A 20,417-nucleotide genomic window follows, 5' to 3' on the forward strand; every position below is an offset into this window, starting at 1 on the left:
CGCTAGATGTCACAGAAAAGGTTCCCGCAGATTTGCGCTGATTGAATACCCGCAAATTTGCGCAGAAAATTGGAACTGCGGAAATCTGGCGAAAGACCAGTAAAGGAAATCCCCAAATCAAATTACAACAACACGTTTCATCTTCTACGAAAGAATAAAGACAGAATAATCCGGGTTTTTGCTTTCTATTTGTCCAGCTTTAAAGAACAAAAGACCTCAAGCAACAAGTTTTCAATTAATTTGTCTCTATTACATATATGCCGGTCGTGAACTGGCATCAATCGTCATATATGTTCCGGAACTACATCAAAATCGCCTGGCGAAATATTATCCGCCAGAAAGGCTATGCATCCATCAACATCATCGGATTGGCCATCGGCGTTGCTGCCTGTTTATTGATCCTTCAATATGTATCATTTGAACTCAGCTATGAAAGTTTCCATGAAAACAAGGATCGTATTTATCGTGTACAACAGGACAGATACGACAACGGAAAGATAAGCACACAATGGGCCGCAGGCGCTTATGCTGTCGGAAACTCATTTAAAGAAGCCATTCCGGAGATTGAAGATTACGTAAAGCTGATTGCCAATGACAAAGTGATTACAGAAGTCGATAATCAGCCTTTAAAAATTGATAAGGTATTTTTTGCGACCAACAGTTTTTTTAAAGTCTTTACTTATCCCTTGCTGAAGGGCGACAAATCCGCAGCATTGAAGGAACCCAATACTGCTGCCATTTCTGAAACAACAGCCAGACGCATTTATGGAACAACAGATGTGGTGGGGAAAAAACTGGAGCTGAACCGGAACAGCAACTATACAATTACCGCGGTGTACAAGGACGCGCCGGCAAACACACAACTGAAGCCGGATATTCTGCTTTCCTATCCAACATTTCAAAAGTTTTTCAAAGATAATTTTCCGGAAACTGCCTGGCTGGCGGACGGCTGTTTAACCTACCTGCTTTTGCGAAAGGGAGCTGATCCTAAAAAGGTAGAAGCAAAATTCAAACCGGTAGTGGATAAGTATACCGCTGCCGACATGAAAAAATACAATGCCGCGGTAATTTATCTTCTGCAGCCGTTAAAGGATATCCATCTCTATTCTCATCTGATGTTTGAACCCGGGGAGAATGGTGATGGTAATACTGTGTACCTGCTGCTGGGCATTGCATTTTTTATCGTCATTATTGCCTGGGTGAATTATGTGAATCTCGCAACAGCCAGGGCGATTAACCGTGCCCGTGAGGTGGGCATCAGGAAGGCCATCGGTTCGCAACGCAGACAATTGGTTATACAATTTCTTTCAGAAGCCGGGGTGCTTAATCTTATTGCACTAGTTGTTGCATTCGGACTTGTATTGCTGGCAATTCCGGGATTCAACAAACTCTCCGGCCAGGATATGTCCTTCTCTTTATTGAAAGATCAACAGTTCTGGATCGGATTGATCTCCTTATTTCTGTTTGGTGTTTTCTTTTCAGGTTTATATCCCGCATTGGTATTGTCCGGGTTCAGACCGATAGAAGTATTGAAAGGAAAACTGGCATCCACCAGCCAGGGCGCGATCTTAAGAAAATCGCTCGTTGTATTTCAGTTTGCTGCATCATTGTTTTTGCTGATCGGCACAGTGATCGTTTACCAGCAGATACAGTTTATGCGAAAACAGCATCTTGGTCAGAATATCGATCAGACGCTGGTGATCCGGCCAGGAACTGTGGGCATTGATTCAACTTTTGTACAACGCACGGATGCTTTCAGAAACGACCTGCTGAAAGCCCCATTCATTTCCAGCGTTACGAAATCAACAACTGTTCCCGGCCAGCCGGTGAGCTGGAATGCAGGCGCCATCAAGCTCGTCGGCGCTGATGAAACAACGCAGAAACAGTATCGTGTAATTGGTGTTGACTACGATTATCTCACTTCATATAAAATCAAACTCATCGCCGGAAGAGGATTCGACAGATCATTTGGTTCGGATGAGAAATCGGTAGTATACAATATGAAAGGTTTTGAACAACTAGGTCTTGCAAAACCGGAAGATGCAATCGGAAAGAAAATTGATTTCTGGGGTAATCAATATACCATCATCGGGATCACGGAGAATTTTCATCAGCAATCGCTGAGAGAAACATACGAGCCTTTGATATTCCGGCTCACCGAGGGATATAATGGTTTCATGTCCATAAAGACTTCGGGCCAGCATGCTGCCGAGACAATTGAACTTGCGAGAGAAAACTGGAAAACTCATTTTCCCGGAAATACGTTCGAATATTTTTTCCTTGATGATCATTTCGGAGAGCAGTACAACGCCGATCGTCGCTTCGGAAATGTATTTACCATATTTACAACGCTGGCTATTCTTGTAGCTTGTCTTGGTTTGTTTGGCCTCGCATCATTCACCACTTTACAAAGAACAAAAGAGATTGGTATCCGTAAAGTGCTGGGAGCTTCTGTAGCAACAATATTACGTTTACTCTATCGCGAATTTGCATTTTTATTGATGATTGCTTTCATCGTCGCAGCACCAATCGCTTGGTTTGCGGGCTCCAGTTGGTTGCAGGGGTATGCGTTCCGCACGAACATGCATTGGACTTATTTTTTACTGCCGCTGTTATCAATTATTGCGATCGCATTTCTGACTGTCAGCTTTCAGTCGATAAAAGCGGCATTGGCGAATCCGGTGAAAAGTTTGAGGACGGAATGAGAACAGGGAGGTAATGAGTAATACAGAAATTGGTGTTGGTACGTAGCATGATATGATTGTGTATTCGCCTGATGGGAAATATTTTTTCACGGCCAGTGAAGGTGAGCCCGAAACCGATAACTACAATGATCCTGTAGGTAGCGTGAGCATTATCGCTGTACATAAAAACTACGCTGTGGTAACAACAGATTTCAGCGGTTTCGCCGGAACAGCCGGCGGTTGAGAAGCAAAGAGATAGATTAATGGCTTGGTGAAATTCATTTTTTAGAATGTCTCCAGGTCGTGGTAAGAATTATAATAAGTAATATGCTAAAATAGCCGGAGGAAATTCCGGCTATTTTCTATTTAAAATGATAGACTTTCAAAATTTTAGAAGTTGGCATGGTGGCTTCTGGGATGTCTCTCCTGCCTGCTCACTCCTGCCTGGCTTCTTACTTCCCTAACTTCCTCTGTTCGTTCCGCCAGTCAGCTTCGTATTGCGGGTAGCAGGTTTGGTATTTGATTTTCCCTTCAGTGGTGGTCCGCCCGGTTTGCCTGCAGCTTTGCCGCCTTTCTTTTTATCGTTCTGTTTGCTTTTGTCGAATAGTCCCATAAGAAAATGATTTGTAAGGCAATTTAAGAAATTATGGATTGGTGAAAAAACCGGCTACTTGGCCCATAGTTAAAATTAACCTTTACAGTCAAAAACTAGCAGAATTTCGGATTGAACCGAAAAAATAATATTAAATTTACGGATTGAACCGAAAAAATGGTAAAACGGCAGATTTCCGGTTAATTCAGGCGCGCCTTGGAGATAATAAAATAATCATCCTTTCAGGCCCAAGACAAGCGGGTAAAACTACCATACTTGAAGAGATGACTGAATTGTTTACACAGCCTGTCGCCTGGTGGAACGGTGATGAAACAGACATCCGTGCTATGCTGGAAAAACCAACATCTACACGGCTTAAATCCTTGATCGGAAAGAACCGGACGATCATTATTGACGAGGCACAAAGAATTGAAAACATCGGAATCTGCCTCAAATTAATTTATGATAAGGTAAAAGATGTAAAGCTGATCGCCACGGGCTCCTCATCATTTGAATTGGCAAATAAAATTAATGAGCCATTGACCGGCCGTAAATGGGAGTTTCATCTTTATCCGTTTTCTTTCGGTGAAATGGTAAATAACAGTTCCCTGCTGGAAGAAAAACGTTTGCTGAAACATCGTCTCATCTATGGCTATTATCCGGATATTGTAAATGCTGCTGGTGATGAAGAAGCCCGGATTAAACAACTGGCGAATAGTTATCTGTATAAAGACATTTTAACCTGGGAGCGCATTCAAAAACCGGACAAACTAGAAAAGCTCGTGCAGGCACTTTCTTTTCAGGTAGCTCAGCTGATCAGTTATCATGAGTTGGGACAGGTTTGTGGTTTGAATTCGGAAACAGTGGAGAAGTACATCAACCTCCTGGAGAAGGCTTTTATTGTTTATCGTTTGTACTCGTTTAGTCGCAATCCGCGTAATGAACTCAAAAAAAGCATGAAAATTTTCTTCTATGATAACGGTTTGCGAAATGCGGTAATTAATCAGTTCGCTCATGCAGAATTACGTTCAGATATCGGACAATTATGGGAGAATTGGTTTGTGACCGAAAGGTTGAAGAAAATCAGTAACGATGGAAAAACGATGAGCAGGTATTTCTGGCGTACAGTAAATCAACAGGAGGTTGATTATATTGAAACTTCCGGTAAAAAAATTTCTGCCTTTGAATGCAAGTGGAATCCGAATGCGAAAGGACAAGTCAGCAGAGCTTTCGTGAATGCATATCCGGATGCCCAAGCGCATGTGGTTACACCGGAGAACGTGGAAGAGTATTTGCTTTAAAACTTTATCCGTAATTTTTGCTTATCTACAACGGGATATAGGAAAGCTAACTTATAACCTACCACCTAAAACCTGTCTTTGCCGGTAGGCAGGCCTTTCACTTTCAACGATCATTTACTCGTTCAATCCCCTCCGCAACCCGAACTGCATGAACTGCAACTACCGCTGTCACCTCCTCCATCTGTAGCATCTGCGTCGCTTCCACCCCAGGAAGAACCGGCTCCACCGCCGCCAAAGTCGCCTCCATTAAATTCCGGATATTCAACCGCAGGCACGGAAATCAGTTCTGAATTAAATAGACCGATCAGAGGAGTACTGTCATGCAGTGCAGGATTAACATCCACCTCTTTTTTGAGATTCACGGAACGTACCAGCTGACGATCCACCAGGCGTATATCAAACTTGGGTTTCCCCCAGATGATTTCGGGTGGATCAATTCCAAACTCCGCTTTATACAAATGCAGTGTTTCCTGGTACTGTGCATGAAATGTATCGGTCTGGTCAGCAAGCGGTACCAATTCCGGGTGGTGATCAAACGGGTGTTGAATGATATCGGTGCAGAATTCACGGTAAGACTTCGTAAAGAGCAGGTGCTCATGCCATACGATATCAATGATTTCCGAAGGTGTCACCTGGAAGTCGCTCACTATTCCCAGGAAAATGAATTTTTTGTACTCCCTGATAGCAAGTACCGAAAACTTTTGTTTCCAGCCGTGTTTTCGTGAGAGCTTTGTGGCGAAGGCTAAGTTCGGACCATTAACGCCACTGAATTGAATTTGTAATTGCTGCCAGAGATTCGGAGAAACGAGGTGAGAGAAATTGTAAGACTTTAAGTTGAGCCAGAGTTGTTTTTTGGTCATAGAGACACTTTTGCAAAAATAAATAGGACTTACCTGTGTGTCAAGATTGCAAGATTTCCTTTTTATTAAATTCTTAAATGCGATAGCCAATTATTTTAGTAACTATTTGCTAATTAATTTGGCTAATTGTTTTTCCCTGGTATATTTGGCTTCCACCTAAAGGAATTGAATCATGTATAAACCGACAGCCAAGGGCTATTTTTCAGGATGTGGAGGAATGGAAATTGGAATGATGAAGGCCGGAGTAAATGTTATTCAGTCTCTCGACTTAGATCCTGAAGCCACTACTTGCATGGGAGCCAATAAACATTATTTTGCACACAGTGTATTGAATGCTGACATAAAAGATAAAACGGTACTCGATCAGCCAAAATCGGATATAATAATTGGTACATATCCATGCACAAAATATTCTCCTATCGCTGACATTCACGGGACTCGAACAGGCGACGATCTCTTCTTACATTTTTTTAGACATATCGCCATAGAACAACCAGAGATGTATGTTGTCGAAAATGTCCGGGTATGAGAAAATTTAAAGTAGTCATGGAGGCCATGACTAAACTTCCGAATTATTATGTGAATGTATTTTGCCCGATCGACGCTTCGAATTGGTTACCGCAAATGAGAAAGAGATTGATACTGATTGGGACCAAAAAAAATTATGCAATACAAGAGCCCAAAGCTGTCAGAAACAAACCGCATTTAAAAGACATCTTAGAAAAAAATCCTGAAGTCGAGATGCCGGAATATGTTGTGAATCGCATTTTAGGGAAGTACAGAGATTTGCCAATAATTGTCGACCCTGACTTACCGAATTCACATGCGCCAACATGTGTTGCACATTATGCAAAAGATTTAGGAACTCGTCTTGTCAAAGATCCCAGATCAAAATATGGACTCCGGCCATTTTCGATACGTGAGTATGCGCGTTTGCAGGGTTTCCCGGATGATTTCAAATTTGAAAATAAACGGAGCTCGTATAAGTTGATTGGAAATGCTGTTCCCGTGCACATGGGGCAATGGGTGGGAGAAGTGGCGATGAGGTATTTTAATTGATAAACCGCAATGAATATAAAAATGTACCTTTTTGCTCCAAAAGCGAAAATTGGAAAGATTATTCGAAGTCGGACAATACTACATGCGGTCAGATATTCATGCCAAATATGGAGGAAACTCGCAAACCGGCATTTCATATCCGGCAAGTAAATTTCCTTACATTTTTCTTTTTGATGTTCAATACAAAGGAAGGCATGTTTATGAGGACGGTTGGGTAAATAGTAATGTTTTTTCCTACACCGGCGAAGGTAGAATTGGTGATATGAGATTTGAACGTGGCAATTTAGTGTTACGAGATCAACTGAAAACTGGAAAAAGAATATTCTTATTTAGCCAGAAAGCAAAGGGAGCTCCTGTGAGATTCGAAAGTGAATTGGAGTTTTTGGAATTTGGTTTTGTTTCCTTACCAGATGAAAAGGGAAACCTGAGGCAAGCCATTAAATTTTTTCTGAAACGTAAAAGTGCGGTTATCGAATACAATTTTGATTTCGATAGAACGACTCAAGAATCTATTCCCGAGTATAAAAATTCTGAAGTTCCGAACGAAACAGAAAGAAAAGGATTGGTTATATCTCGTGTTGGTCAAGGCGCTTACCGTAAAAGTATTTTATATCGTTGGGAATTTAAATGCGCTGTAACAAAATACACAAAACCAGAAATACTGATTGCTTCTCACATAATGCCTTGGAAAATTGCAAATAACGAAGAGCGCTTAGATGTTGAAAACGGTATTTTACTCAGTCCAACCTATGATGCACTATTTGACCAACATCTAATTAGTTTCGATAATAAAGGTAAAATAGTTCTTTCAAAGTTGTTAAATAGCCACAAGAATGATGTTATCGGATTAACAGGAAAAGAACGAATTGACAATTTATCTGGCGGAAATATAAAATACTTGGAACGGCATCAAAACATGCTATCGCAACTCGAATCTAGGAATAGTATTTAAACTCAGGAATAACTGCCCGCTGCCCACTCCCCCTACATCGGCTGCTTCCGAAAATGCAACACCCCCATCACAGTCTTATAATGCTTCCCGTCAAACTCAGGCATTTTTTTATTCGTTATTACCAGGTGTTGAAATTGCGTATTGTCAATCACCTTCTCAAGATTTTGTGAAGCGTCTTTATTTTCCTGAGGAATCCCGGTGGTATAATGCAGACTTTTCAATGCAAAAGAATCCAGATCATCAAACCGTGCATTTAAAAGATCCGGCGGCGGATTAAAGCTGAATGCCGGTGTATGTATTTTGGAGCTATCTGTTTCTGATTTATTGTAACTGATCATCGGCGATAACACCACAACGGTGTCGGTACTGTTTTCAGGCACGACCAGAAACTGCGAGTAGTAGATCTTATTACCCTTATTTTCCTGTCCACCGGAATAGGCCAGCAATTTCACACGCGTACCTGACGCAAGTTTGCCTTCGGTGTAAGTATATTTTTCCAGTGGCACAAAGTCAAAATAATCTTCCTGGCTTCCGCAGGAAAAACAAATCAGCCCTATCACTAACGCTAATATTTTCATCCTTCTCATCATCATCATTGCCTTCTTTTTGGCATAAACTTTTTAATAAAATTGGTGAAGTACAATTTTCGCAACTTTAATTCAAAAAACTTCAAACTTCCATTCTTATGAGCTTTCGAAAAGCGACCCCGAATTTCTTTTTTCCGCTACCATAATTAATTCAAAATCACGGCTTGTCCAATTTATTGCCTTTCCTCTATTAGTTGCATTTGATCATTCTCAAACATTAATCCCTGCCAAACCGTATAATTACTACTTTATCACGTAGTTTTTATATTGACAAAAAATGATACACATTGTATTTTGTTTTCAAATCCAATACTATGAAATTAATGATGTACCTCGGCAACGACCTCATTGAGTCCGTGGATGTAGAAAAAAGCAGTCTTTCCAAACCAGGCTTCCTGGGCCGCTATAAAAGAGCTTTAAAAGAAAAGTATAAGGAAATGATTACGGCCAATGCAGAACCACCTGAATTTTTTGTCATTCAGCCTGAGCAGACACAGGCGCTGAATGCCTGATACGCACCAGGCATCACATGCCGTCAGTATATAGCCTTACTAATTTATCTTCTAAAAGTTCAATGAATAACGGGTACTGGAATCTTTTTGTGAATTCAGTTTCTTCCCTGTTAAATATTTCATCAGGATCGATACGATTCAAATCTACTCTGTCCTCTTCTAATGCCAGCCGGTATATACCTGAAAACCGGTTGGCATCCAGAAGACTGCTCTGATCAATAAATTCAGTTAAGAGCTTTCGATGACGATCAGTAAAACTATTGAACGGAACTTCAAGCAGCTCCTTCATCCTGCGCTCAAAAATATCCAGTACCTCCGGTCTCTTTTGCGGTATATGCCATGCGATACCCGCCAGAGAAATCAATATCGAAAAGTTGGCCTGGAAAGTCTTATTGCTGAAATCGAAAATAGCATCAATCAACGATGGATCTTCTGCACCCGCAACATATCCGACATAAAACATTTCATCAGCCAGATCGTCGCCCAGCCAGAAATCAAGAAATACTTCGTCCTTTTCTAAAACCATTGACCATACTTCCAGCAGGTGTTCGTCATTAATGCCCGCCATCATGATCAGGGAAAGCATCAGCTGAAAACCTGCTGTCTGATTTTCATAATCATGGTATTTAAAAGGATCAAAGCAGTCATGAACGATAACGAAAAGGTCAGCACCCAGGGTAAGCGGTTCAAGCCTTAATAGGTTACGCACTTTCGGAAGATCCTTTTCCGATAAAACAGGAGTAAAAAGAACGGATAATTCGGGGTACAGCAAATTAGGCAATGCAAATCCGTTAACGGCTTGCAAAAGCTCATCTATAAAGTCATTCAGTTCGGGAGTGTATTCGTCTTCAGGAATATAGTCTTCAAACAACTCTGCCATCTGCATCATATAATCATTGTACTCATCAACGCTTTCCAGCTTTTTTGATAATGATGTTGCTCTCGCAATTGCTGCATTTGTATCCATGTTAACGAGGAGCCAGCGGATTCCATGATATTCGTACCGGAAATACTCTTCTACCGATACAATTTTTCTTTGCGGGAATTGCTCCGGATAAGTTTTCTCGAGATCGATCAGTTTTTCTATCGCATCAAAATCATCTTTGCCGAATAAAAGTTCCAGCCTGAAATTATAAACAGAAGCACTTTCCGGATAACGGGCGACGAGTTTTTTGATCCACTCCTGAGATTTTTTTTCTTCTTTTTTTATATGGTATAGTGCAGCAAGAGTGGCACCAGCTTCGATCAGACTTTCCGGGTACTCATCAATAAAAGTCTTCAGCATATGAACTAAAGGTCTGCCCTGATTTTCTTCTATCCGCCTTTTTAATTCTTCTTCTGCTTGTTGTGAAACACGGTCAGGACAGTCGGAGTCGTAATAATGCGCTACCAGTTGTACATCATACATAACCCAAATTTAAAAGTCCTTAGCGGGCATAAAGCATTTTATGACGGTATTTTCCTCCGATATTTGGGTGAAATAACCCTCTTATACCTGCGAGGTCTTACACCTGGCAGGTGTTTGCATGCAAGGTTAATTAAAAGCATTTTATGCGTATTTTATTAATACTCGAACAGCTGGCACAGTTTGCCCTTGGGATATTCCTTATCTATTTATCGGAAGTTCATTTGCCATGGTGGCTCTGGCTGATCCTGTTTTTTTCTCCGGACATAGGAATGATCGGCTATCTCATCAATACCAGGGTCGGGGCGTTCACTTATAACCTGCTTCACCATAAAGCCGTTGCCATTGCCGTTCTGGCCTTTGGTTATTTTACCGGTGATGATCGGGTAATGTTGGCTGGCCTTTTACTTTTTGCACACAGCAGTTTCGACCGGGTGTTCGGTTACGGGTTAAAGTATCCCGATGCTTTCAAACATACACACCTGGGATGGATGAAGTAGTCAACGATTTTCATGTTCTTACGCGATTTGTTATTTTGACACGCGGGCATTTTTATTTCTATTTCCTGGTTTCTTACCTTTTTAAATACACAAACGAAAACCCTATGCAAATAGCTTCCCTTGTTGTAAATTAAAGGGAGTTTCCATTGTTTAAATGAAGCCATTGACGATGTTTACTAGGCTTTTGAAAAAAGTCGTTGGTCTTTTTTTTATTTTTCCCTGCTCGCAATTACCAGCGCAGAGAGCCCCTGTTTTTGATCTCATATCCCTTCAGCAAGGCCTTCCTTCAGTTTTTGTGTTTGCTGTGATGCAGGATCGTCATGGCTTTATCTGGCTAGGTACGGGAAACGGTCTCGTAAAATACGACGGTTACCAATTCAAAACATTTAAGTCTGTACCCGATGACACCACTTCTATTTCCAAAAACCAGGTGATTGCTCTTTACGAAGATAGCAGGGGTTATATATGGGTTGGTACCAGTGAATGGGCGTGTCGGTTCGATCCAGGAACGGAGAAATTTTTGCGGTTGCACAATAGTCCGCACAATCCCTATGCATTCAAGTATGTACAGAACATAGCTGAAGACAAAGACGGCTTTATATGGGTAGGCGGAGCATTCAAAGGAGAGTTAAGAAAAGTCGATCCTGAAACAGGACAGTTTTTAGCTAAAAATTATTCGGCTGAGTTGGGGTTGAAAACCGACAAAAGCACGTCCTTCTATACTGGTATCAGAGCGCTTTATTCAGACAAGGAGAAAAATGTGTGGGTCGCAACAGACAACGGACTTTTTCTATCCGAGCCGACTGTCAAAAAAAATTCGCGAGATACGGAAAGAAACTTTAAACAATTCGTACATATTGACGGGGATTCTAACAGCATTGCGAGTGGCCGGGTTCACACAATCTATACCTCAAACGATGAAGACTTCTGGATACTGACGGGCGACCAGGGACTTGATCATCTGAATAAAAAAACAGGCAAATTCACACACTATGGCCATCCGCCTTCAAAAAGAATTGTTACGAATACGGTAATGTCGAAACAATGTTTTGCTGAAGATGAATCAGGAAATTTATGGATAGTAACGCTGGATGGTATTCATATTTTCAATAAGAATCAAAAAGCTTTTCTAAATGAAGCCTCGCTCCAAAAAATGTTTACCGGGTTTCCGGAGGCGATCGCTTTTTCTGTTATCAATGATCGCGCCGGATCAATCTGGGTGGGAAGTTCAGCGGGACTGATACAAGCTGATCTGCAAAAAAATAATTTTGGTAAAAAACGTTTCAGTTCAGGGTTTACTGAAAAAGACATTGGCCTGGGAGTCATCGGGCTGGAGGAAGATAACCAGGGCAGGATATGGATTGGAACAATGAAAGGTGGTTTGCATATCTGGGACAAGAAAGCTGATAAAATCATTCACTTCGCCGCTGATCCAACAAATCCGAAGTCACTGCGCAGTGATATTGTCAGCGCTATCCATAAAGATCGAAAAGGAAGGATGTGGGTGGCGAACGGTGAAACGATCTCCCGGTATGATGAAGCCGGTAAAAAATTTATCCATACAGAACTTGATCATGATTTCCTGGACAATTCCGCGATCAGTTCCATTTTTACGATTGCAGAAGATCATAATGGTTTGCTATGGCTTGGCACATCGAATGGGCATATCGTTTTCAACCCTGAAAACAGTACATATGTAAGTTATCCTTTTGATCCGATAACCAGGGAGAAAACGGTCAGCGACTGGTGGGTATTAAATATCCTCGAAGATCACAACGGAACGATCTGGATGGGACTGGGAAGCCAGGCCTGGAGCAGGTTTGATCCTGTTTCGAAGACCATGTCCCATTTTGAATATGATCAAACCAACAACAACACGATCAGTTCGAATACAGGCACAGCAATTCTTGAAGATTCAAAACAAAATCTCTGGTTAGGTACACTGGATGGCGGATTAGTGAAATACGATTTCAAAGCAGACAGTTTTTCAAGGTTCACAACAAAACAGGGGCTTCCGGGAAATAGTATTTACTCCATTATCGAAGATGACAAAGGATATCTATGGCTATCAACAGACAATGGCATCTGCAGATTTTCCTATCCTGATTTACACGTCATGAACTTTAATGCCAACGATGGTTTACAGAGCAATATGTTTAGTGGTAATTATTCTGAGAGTGTGGGTATGAAAGGGTCTGATGGTATGATCTATTTTGGAGGAGGCTATGGATTAAATGCATTTTTCCCGGACCAGATAAAAGCAAATCCGTACCTGCCTCCGGTCGTGTTAACAGAGTTTAGTATTGCAAATCGTCCTGTACCGGGAATTACCGGTGAAGAGGAAATCGTTCTGAAACCGAATGAAAACTTTTTCTCCATCCGTTTTGCCGCTTTAAATTATACCAATCCTTCCGGTAACAGGTATGCCTATCAGTTAGCAGGCTTTGATAATCGCTGGATTGAGAGCGGAACAGGGCGGGAAGCCGTTTATACAAAAGTGCCGCCGGGTACCTATACATTTCGAGTAAAAGCATCAAACAACTCCGGACTCTGGAATGAGAAAGGGCTTGAGTTTCCCATTACAGTATTACCACCATGGTGGAAAACCAATACCGCGTATATTTTCTATGGGCTCGCCGCTATTGCATTAATCGCATTCCTTTTCCAAATGCAAAGACAAAGAATCGTTCGAAAACAGGAAGAGAAAAGCAGGAAGCTCGAACTGGAACATGCACGGGAAATTGAAAAAGCATATGATGAGTTGAAATCAACCCAGGCGCAGTTGATACAGTCGGAAAAAATGGCCTCCCTGGGTGTGCTCACTGCTGGTATTGCGCATGAAATTCAGAACCCGCTGAACTTTGTAAACAATTTCTCAGAGGTTTCTGTTGAGTTGATCGACGAGATGCAAGATGCTATTAAAAAGAATGAAATTGACGAAGCCACCGGGATAGCATCAGATATAAAAATTAATCTCGAAAAAATCAGTCAGCATGGCCGAAGAGCAGATACCATTGTAAAATCGATGATGGAGCATTCCAGGAGTAGTACCGGCGCGAAAGAACCGACAGATATTAACGCGCTTACCGATGAATATTTTCGTATTGCATACCATGGGTGGAAAGCCAGGAAAAACGATATAACTATTAAGATTGCAACTTCATTTGATAGCGCTGCGGGAATGATCAATATGGTAGCAGGAGATATTGGAAGGGTTTTATTGAATTTGTTCAATAACGCTTTTTATGCAGTGGAAGAAAGGACTAAGAAAAATGAATCCGGTTATGTCCCTGAAGTGTCGGTAGGAACTGAAAAAATAGGAGGAACGTTGCTGGTCAGTGTAAAAGATAACGGAACAGGCATCGCAGAATCACAGCTTGAAAAAATATTTCAACCTTTCTTTACAACAAAACCGACTGGTGAGGGTACTGGTCTCGGACTCAGTTTAAGTTATGATATTGTAAAGGCACATAATGGTGAACTCAAAGTAAGCAGTGTGCCCGGAAAAGGTGCCGAATTTGTGTTAAAGCTGTACTATTAAGTATTTGAATACGCAGTCCTGAGCAATTGTATATCTTCTGTGCCTCTGTAATGCAGATTCACAAGTCTCCGGAACTCAAATGAACAAAGGAAACAATTGAATGGCAGCAAAAAAATAAATAAATAAGTTCACTCTCCAGTGTGCTTTCCTGAAATACGAAATTTGTCGATAGTATATCAATCAGTTGTTAATTCTCAGTTTCTGATTACTTTAATTTATAAATAGGGTAATGCGCGCATTTCTAACGTTGGTATTTTTTCTTTGGTTTGCAAACAGCGGTTTTTCGCAGAAAAATTCCATAAACAACGATGGAAGCATAAAAGAAACCATCGTCGCTTTTTTTGAAACACTTTCTTCGAGAGATTCCATTGCCATAAAGAAGTATTGCACGGATGATATTATTCTGTACGAATATGGAATGACCTGGAACCTGGATTCTTTGATCAGAAGAGCGATAAGAACCAATATGGCAAAAGATTTTAAACGAATCAATACGATCGGGATGGTGGACACTGGTTTTTCAGGCGAATTGGCCTGGGCAACGTATAATAATACGGCGGATATCACGGCTAATGGACAAAACCGTTCTGTGCATTGGCTTGAAACTGTTGTATTGAAAAAACAGGATAATGTGTGGAAGATTCATCGCTTGCATTCCACATTGATTAAATCACGGTGATGCATTTTTTCAATACAAGGATGATGTGTTGTATCGGGACAATTCCAATAATCTCTAAGGAAATAAAAAAGTTCATCAGCAGCGATTGCAGTACGAATACTCGAGAAGGTGCACTGAATAAAGCAGCGCAAGCTGAAAAAGATGCGGAAAAATGAACAGTAATGGGAATTTCAGTTATTAAGTTTTTACTACCGTCACTTCGCTGTTAAAGCTGGCGTTCTTCCCGATTTTCGAAGACGTTAATTGACAGACACATTAATGAATGTTTTATGAGCACTAATAATTAACTCAAATTGAACAGGAACATCATTTCGATACTTATAGTTTCGCTTCAAATTTTTTCAGCTGAGAAAGCCAATGCACAAATCAATGTAAACGAACAACGCATTCAAACCCGCATCGATGAATTGGCTCGTTTTGGAAAAGACAGCCTGGGTCGAAACAACAGGATTGCATTTACAAAAGGGGATGTCGAAGCAAGATCCTGGTACATGGACCTCATGAAGAAAGCAGGTCTTGAAGTTTCTATCGATTACGCCGGAAATATCATCGGAAAGCGCAAGGGAAAAAACGCGTTACTGAAGCCGATTGCTTTTGGTTCGCATATCGACATGGTTCCGCTGGGTGGAAATTATGATGGATGTGTCGGATCGATAGGGGCACTGGAGCTGATCACTGTATTGAATGAAAATAACATCACGACCGTACATCCGCTGGAGCTGATCATATTTGCAAATGAAGAAGGCGGTACGGTGGGCAGCCTGGCGCTCGCCGGAGAACTGACGTCAGCAGCCCTGGCACAAAATACAAACAGCGGCAGTACAATTGGTCAAGGTATTAAAAGGATTGGTGGAGATCCTGATCGTGTAAAAGAAGTGAAGTTGAATCGAGGCGACCTCGCGGCATTCCTGGAGCTGCATATTGAGCAAGGCGGAATTCTTGAAAAAGAAAAGATTCAGATTGGTATTGTCGAAGGAATTGTCGGCATCAAATGGTGGGAAATAACCGTGCAGGGCTTTGCAAATCATGCTGGTACAACGCCCATGGATATGCGAAAAGATGCATTGCTCGCAGCCTCACGCCTGGTGATCGCAGTTAATGAAGCGGCCAACAGTTTCGAAGGTAAACAGGTAGCTACCGTGGGAAAAATCAGTACAGAACCTGGTGCACCGAATGTGATACCGGGCATTGTGAAGATGATCCTTGAAGTACGCGATCTTTCCTCAGAGAAAATAGAATCAGTTTTTAAACGGATCCAACAAAAATCAGACAGTATTGCACGCAGCTCCGGTACTACTATTAGTTTCCAGGAACAGAATGTAAATACAAAACCGGCACTTACAGACAAAACTGTCCAGGATGCAATAATGCGTGTAACAACCAAACTGGGGTATTCCGTCAGATATATGCAGAGTGGCGCGGGACATGATGCGCAGGAAATGGCGCTGATCTGTCCTGTAGGAATGATTTTCATTCCCAGCATCGGAGGTATCAGTCACTCTCCGAAAGAATTTTCGACATCAGCAGATATGGCAAGAGGGGCAACTGTGCTGTTGAATACAGTGCTGACTTTGGACAGGGAATTAAAGTAGAAAGGACTTCGATGCAGGATTGATTTTATTCCTGTTTGAAACATTACCTTAATAGCTGAATATTCAAAATCAGCAAATAATGGCTACGCATATCAAAAAGTCATTTTCGTTTTCAGTACTCCTTTTTTTCTCATTATTGATTTCTACATTCTGTAAAGCACAATCCGGTTCGATTGTGTTGAAAGATCTGGAATGGGATCCTGACTCACCGGCAGGGGCAACCGAATTGTTTGTTCCCTCAGACAATTCTTTGCTGGCAGGATTTATCTACAGGGCTAATGGCGCCCAAAAACATCCGACATTATTGTTATTGCATGGCTATCCTGGTAACGAACGCAACCTGGACCTGGCGCAGGTGGTACGGTCCCACGGCTGGAACGTGATCTATTTTGATTATCGTGGCTCCTGGGGCAGCCAGGGCCGGTTCAGTTTTGAAAACTGTGTTGAAGACGTTGTCAATACTGTTGCATTCTGCAAAAAATACAGTGACTCGTTGAAGATAGATACAACCAATATTGTTTTATTCGGACATAGCATGGGCGCCTGGGTAGCCTTAAAGGCATTGTCTGCTCTACCCGGTGTGAAAAAAGGTTTTGCGTTGTCGACCTGGGATATTTACAGGGAAATGAAAAATATCCCCGAGAAACAATTGAAGGCAATGGTAAGTAACCCCAGGAGCGGGATGAGTTATTTTGTGTTGAATACGCCGGTGGAAGAAATTTTCACGCCGGTAATAGCAAACCCTTCACGGTACAATCTTATTCATCCGGCACTTGCTGAAAAACAAATCATTATGCTGGACGAACATCAGGAAAACAAAATTCTCGCCGACCAAATGCGAAGTGCCAACCATATTTATTTCGATTATAAAGTCTGGCCAACTGATCATTCTTTCACCAACAAAAGGGTGTCTCTCATGAACCTTGTGCTGCAATTCCTGGATCGATAGCATGGCGGCAGAAATCAAATGGGATCTTTCTCAGCGGATTTTAATATCACCGAAGCTGCTTACTTATGATTTTGGATTATTCATTGGCCTGAGAAGCAGATTTACTAAATTCAATCATGGAAAGTCCGGTAAAGATTCTGATTGTAGAAGATGAGATGATCATCGCTGCAAAAATTTCCATGCAGCTGACGGGTCTTGGCTATGAGGTTACCGGTATTTTACCCAGGGGCGAAGAAGCACTGGTACATATTGCGGAGAACAAACCCGATATAGTGCTACTGGACATTCAGCTGAAAGGGAAAATGGATGGAATAGAAACAGCCAGCCAGATCCGTCAGAAATATAATATCGCTGTAATCTACCTGACGGCCAACGCTGATGATGCTACTTTCAACCGGGCAAAATCAACCAGGCCTGCAGCCTTCATTACCAAACCCTTTAAGCAACTGGACCTGCAGCGGGCTATCGAACTGGCGATCAGTCACATGGCTGAAGAGCAAATGAAACAGGAAACCGTATCAACTCCCGGTGACGAACAACCGTATATTCTCAAGGACCGGATTTTTATCCGGAATAAAGACCGGATGATCAAGATCATGACTTCTGATATTTTGTATCTCGAAGCTGACCGGAATTATTCGCGCATTTTTACGCGGCAGAAGGAATATGTATTATCCATAACACTTAAGATCATCGAAGAAAAATTATCACCGCAGTATTTTTTGCGCATACACCGATCCTATCTTGTAAATATTTTACATGTCGATGAAATAGCTGAAAACTACCTAACTGTCAACCAGGTGCAATTGCCATTCGGTGCAGGTACCAAAGAGCAACTGATGCAAAGAATGCAAACACTATAATTTCTGGCTTTTATTGATCAGCAATATTTTCCCATGAAATTCTTTGTTCTACTTATCGCATTAATGATTCAGCTGGTACATAGTTCACCGGCGCAGGTTAGTGACAGGCAGCGACTCGATTCAATAAAGATGGCGATAAATGTGGCGGAGAATGATGAGAAAAAACTTGACCTGATGTTAGATGCCATCATGATCCACAGCTGGTATGATCTTCCGGATGCGTTTGTGTTTGAACAGGAAGCTTTTTCACTCGCCGATAAAACAGGGAATCAGAAAAAAATCGCGGAGCTCCATTATCGCATAGGGCGGGTTCACTGGCGGCGTGGAAATTTTAAGGTAGCGCTGGACAATCATTTCAAATCATTGAAAATTTTCAGATCACTGGGAGAATCAAAAATGATTTCCAACGTGATGATTTCTATTGCACAGGACTACCTGGATTCCGGCAGTTACCAGGAGGCTAAGAAGTATCTTGCCGATGCCCTGCAATATGCCCGGGAAATTGGCGAAAAGCGAAATGTCTGTGCAGTATATGACATACAGGCTTACCTGTATGAAATGGAAGGAAATACAACGGAATCTGCAAAGGCACTCTTTGAGTATCTGAAGATTACAGAAGAACTGGGCGATAAAGTAGGAATAGCGCACGGGGCCATCGGTCTTGGATTGAACATGTATAAAATGGAGAACGAGATCGATGCTTTAAAATATTTCCGTATGGCCATCAAGGCTTTTCGTGAAACCGGTGAACACGACGAGATTCCGTATGTCGAAAGTCTGATTGGTGATATCTATAAAAAAAACGGCAATCCGGCAGAAGCGCTAAAGCATTACCAGCAAGGGCTTAAGGTTGCGGAAGAGCAGGCAAGTGCGCAGTCCATTGCACATGCATATAACAGTCTAGGCGGCTTTTATCTGCAACAGCAAAATTTTGCTGAGTCGCGGAAGAATTTTCTGATTGCTCTGGAGCGTTACCGATCAGTTTCGAACAGAGGCGCAATAGCGAATGTATTTGTTGCGCTTGGCGGTGTTTATACGGGATTGAAAGAGTATCGTCTTGCAAAAATTTCATTTGACAGTGCGAGGAGTTACAGCAAAGATCTGAAAAGCAGTCTTTTTGATCGCGATTATTATCATGGTGTTCAGTTGCTCGATAGTGCAACGGGCAACTGGAAGAATGCCTATCTCAATTACCGTCAGTTTACTGTTGCGCGCGACAGTACATTCAATAGCGAAACGCTGAAAAAACTGGTCGCTTCACAAATGCAATATGAGAGTGATAAGAAAACAGCGGAGGCGAAAGCTGAACAGGAGAAAAAGGATGTACTTGCTGCTGCAAAACTAAGGCGACAAAGGAACATTCGTAATTTCAGCATTGCAGGGCTCGCGCTGGCCATAGCATTTACGGTTGTGGTTTACCGTCAGCGAAATAAACTGGCCGTGGAGAAAAAGAGAACGGATGACCTGCTGAAGGATAAAGAATTGCTTTTGCGGGAAATTCATCATCGCGTAAAAAACAATCTCGAAGTTGTGAGTAGTCTGCTTGCATTGCAGAGCGCACAGATCGACGATCCTAATACGAAAGACGCTATGCTGGCCGGGCAGAACAGGGTTCAATCCATCGGCATCGTACATCAGAAATTATACCAGGGAGATGCGCTGGGTACAATTGAAATGAAAGACTATTTCATCAATCTGAGCGAAAGCATTCTTGATTCTTTTGGAGCAGAAGGCCGCGTACAGGTGGAGTGTGCGATGGAGCGGCTGAATGTCGATATTGATACAGCGGTCCCGCTGGGATTGATTGTAAATGAACTACTCACCAATACGCTCAAATATGCATTTCCCAATGGGCGTGATGGAAAGGTGCAGATCAGTTTACAGAAAAAGGAAAAAGGCATTCTTCAGTTGGTGGTTTCTGATAATGGGGTCGGTAAAAATGGCGATACCAAAGGAACCGGCTTCGGAGGTCAGCTCGTTGCGTTGTTAACTACACAGCTCAACGGAACGATGAAGGAGGTATCTGCTAACGGAACGCATTTGTATTTTGAGTTTAAAGTCGACCGGGCAGCTTAGGGAAGGCAGGAGGCAGGCGTTGATTGTAGAAACGCGATGCATCGCGTCTCTACAATCAACCAGTTTCTGACTTTGCCAATTTTCTCTTCATTCCAGTTTTCAGTTTCGCCTTTCTTCACTGTTGCTGTTTTCTGTTTCTGTTTCTCTCCATGTATTCTCCGAAAATTTTTCTTCCCTCTCCGGACAACATTTCCCCGGCTTCGTCCAATCGCCAGTATCGCTGCTTAAAATAAGGTGTAGGTTTAAAATGCGATTATCTCCGGAT

18 protein-coding genes are annotated in these 20,417 nt (G+C 41.9%); 14 read left to right on the plus strand and 4 right to left on the minus strand.

Annotated elements, in window-relative coordinates; translation table 11 throughout:
• The first annotated feature begins 290 nt into the window (after positions 1-290).
• Together P2W82_RS16870 and P2W82_RS16875 are read left to right on the plus strand one after the other, a co-directional pair.
• Positions 291-2,705 (plus strand): ABC transporter permease, encoded by a 2,415-nt coding sequence (locus tag P2W82_RS16870; protein WP_336517089.1) that lies wholly within the window; start codon positions 291-293, stop codon positions 2,703-2,705.
• A 52-nt stretch (positions 2,706-2,757) separates the two neighbouring features.
• Complete coding sequence (locus P2W82_RS16875; protein WP_336517090.1) at positions 2,758-2,928, plus strand: hypothetical protein; 171 nt, start codon at positions 2,758-2,760, stop codon at positions 2,926-2,928.
• 216 nt (positions 2,929-3,144) lie between these two features.
• On the opposite strand, the gene P2W82_RS16880 is transcribed toward P2W82_RS16875, so the two are convergent.
• Positions 3,145-3,297 (minus strand): hypothetical protein, encoded by a 153-nt coding sequence (locus P2W82_RS16880; protein ID WP_336517091.1) that lies wholly within the window; start codon positions 3,295-3,297, stop codon positions 3,145-3,147.
• Positions 3,298-3,440: 143 nt separating this feature from the next.
• On the opposite strand from P2W82_RS16880, the gene P2W82_RS16885 reads away from it, so the two are divergent.
• Positions 3,441-4,577, plus strand: coding sequence for an ATP-binding protein (locus P2W82_RS16885; RefSeq protein WP_336517092.1), 1,137 nt, complete (start codon positions 3,441-3,443; stop codon positions 4,575-4,577).
• A 122-nt stretch (positions 4,578-4,699) separates the two neighbouring features.
• Here the strand turns inward: P2W82_RS16885 and P2W82_RS16890 are convergent, their stop codons facing one another.
• Positions 4,700-5,437, minus strand: coding sequence for a glycine-rich domain-containing protein (locus P2W82_RS16890; protein ID WP_336517093.1), 738 nt, complete (start codon positions 5,435-5,437; stop codon positions 4,700-4,702).
• Between the two features lie 172 nt (positions 5,438-5,609).
• On the opposite strand from P2W82_RS16890, the gene P2W82_RS16895 reads away from it, so the two are divergent.
• Genes P2W82_RS16895 through P2W82_RS16905 form a run of 3 tightly spaced genes read left to right on the plus strand, consistent with a single transcriptional unit; the run spans position 5,610 to position 7,448 of the window.
• Positions 5,610-5,966, plus strand: coding sequence for a DNA cytosine methyltransferase (locus P2W82_RS16895; protein WP_336517094.1), 357 nt, complete (start codon positions 5,610-5,612; stop codon positions 5,964-5,966).
• Positions 5,963-6,496 carry a DNA cytosine methyltransferase gene (locus P2W82_RS16900; RefSeq protein ID WP_336517095.1) on the plus strand — a complete coding sequence of 178 codons (534 nt, stop codon included), beginning with the start codon at positions 5,963-5,965 and terminating at the stop codon, positions 6,494-6,496. The genes P2W82_RS16895 and P2W82_RS16900 overlap by 4 nt, the downstream gene beginning before the upstream one ends.
• A 49-nt stretch (positions 6,497-6,545) precedes the next feature.
• Positions 6,546-7,448, plus strand: coding sequence for an HNH endonuclease (locus tag P2W82_RS16905; protein WP_336517096.1), 903 nt, complete (start codon positions 6,546-6,548; stop codon positions 7,446-7,448).
• Between the two features lie 32 nt (positions 7,449-7,480).
• Here P2W82_RS16905 and P2W82_RS16910 read toward each other — a convergent pair whose 3' ends face one another.
• Entirely contained in the window at positions 7,481-8,044 is a 564-nt protein-coding gene (locus P2W82_RS16910; RefSeq protein ID WP_336517097.1) for a hypothetical protein, read from the minus strand.
• Between the two features lie 305 nt (positions 8,045-8,349).
• Between P2W82_RS16910 and P2W82_RS16915 the strand changes: the two genes are divergently transcribed.
• Positions 8,350-8,547, plus strand: coding sequence for a hypothetical protein (locus P2W82_RS16915; protein WP_336517098.1), 198 nt, complete (start codon positions 8,350-8,352; stop codon positions 8,545-8,547).
• A gap of 13 nt (positions 8,548-8,560) precedes the next feature.
• Here the strand turns inward: P2W82_RS16915 and P2W82_RS16920 are convergent, their stop codons facing one another.
• Positions 8,561-9,955 (minus strand): hypothetical protein, encoded by a 1,395-nt coding sequence (locus tag P2W82_RS16920; RefSeq protein ID WP_336517099.1) that lies wholly within the window; start codon positions 9,953-9,955, stop codon positions 8,561-8,563.
• 143 nt (positions 9,956-10,098) lie between these two features.
• On the opposite strand from P2W82_RS16920, the gene P2W82_RS16925 reads away from it, so the two are divergent.
• From P2W82_RS16925 to P2W82_RS16955, 7 genes are all read left to right on the plus strand, one after another.
• The gene (locus P2W82_RS16925; protein WP_336517100.1) at positions 10,099-10,452 is read left to right on the plus strand and encodes a DUF4260 domain-containing protein; all 354 of its coding nucleotides are present in this window, start codon (positions 10,099-10,101) and stop codon (positions 10,450-10,452) included.
• 169 nt (positions 10,453-10,621) lie between these two features.
• A complete protein-coding gene (locus tag P2W82_RS16930) occupies positions 10,622-13,993 on the plus strand; it encodes a two-component regulator propeller domain-containing protein (protein ID WP_336517101.1) in 3,372 nt (1,123 codons plus the stop codon).
• Between the two features lie 229 nt (positions 13,994-14,222).
• The gene (locus P2W82_RS16935) at positions 14,223-14,672 is read left to right on the plus strand and encodes a YybH family protein (RefSeq protein WP_336517102.1); all 450 of its coding nucleotides are present in this window, start codon (positions 14,223-14,225) and stop codon (positions 14,670-14,672) included.
• Between the two features lie 293 nt (positions 14,673-14,965).
• Positions 14,966-16,264, plus strand: coding sequence for a Zn-dependent hydrolase (locus P2W82_RS16940; RefSeq protein ID WP_336517103.1), 1,299 nt, complete (start codon positions 14,966-14,968; stop codon positions 16,262-16,264).
• Between the two features lie 79 nt (positions 16,265-16,343).
• Positions 16,344-17,213 carry an alpha/beta hydrolase family protein gene (locus P2W82_RS16945; protein WP_336517104.1) on the plus strand — a complete coding sequence of 290 codons (870 nt, stop codon included), beginning with the start codon at positions 16,344-16,346 and terminating at the stop codon, positions 17,211-17,213.
• 116 nt (positions 17,214-17,329) lie between these two features.
• A complete protein-coding gene (locus P2W82_RS16950) occupies positions 17,330-18,076 on the plus strand; it encodes a LytR/AlgR family response regulator transcription factor (RefSeq protein WP_336517105.1) in 747 nt (248 codons plus the stop codon).
• A 33-nt stretch (positions 18,077-18,109) separates the two neighbouring features.
• On the plus strand, positions 18,110-20,152 hold the full coding sequence (locus P2W82_RS16955; protein WP_336517106.1) for a tetratricopeptide repeat-containing sensor histidine kinase: 2,043 nt from the start codon (positions 18,110-18,112) through the stop codon (positions 20,150-20,152).
• Positions 20,153-20,417 lie beyond the last annotated feature (265 nt).

This window comes from Pollutibacter soli, from assembly GCA_029269725.1.
Taxonomy (GTDB): domain Bacteria; phylum Bacteroidota; class Bacteroidia; order Chitinophagales; family Chitinophagaceae; genus Pollutibacter; species Pollutibacter soli.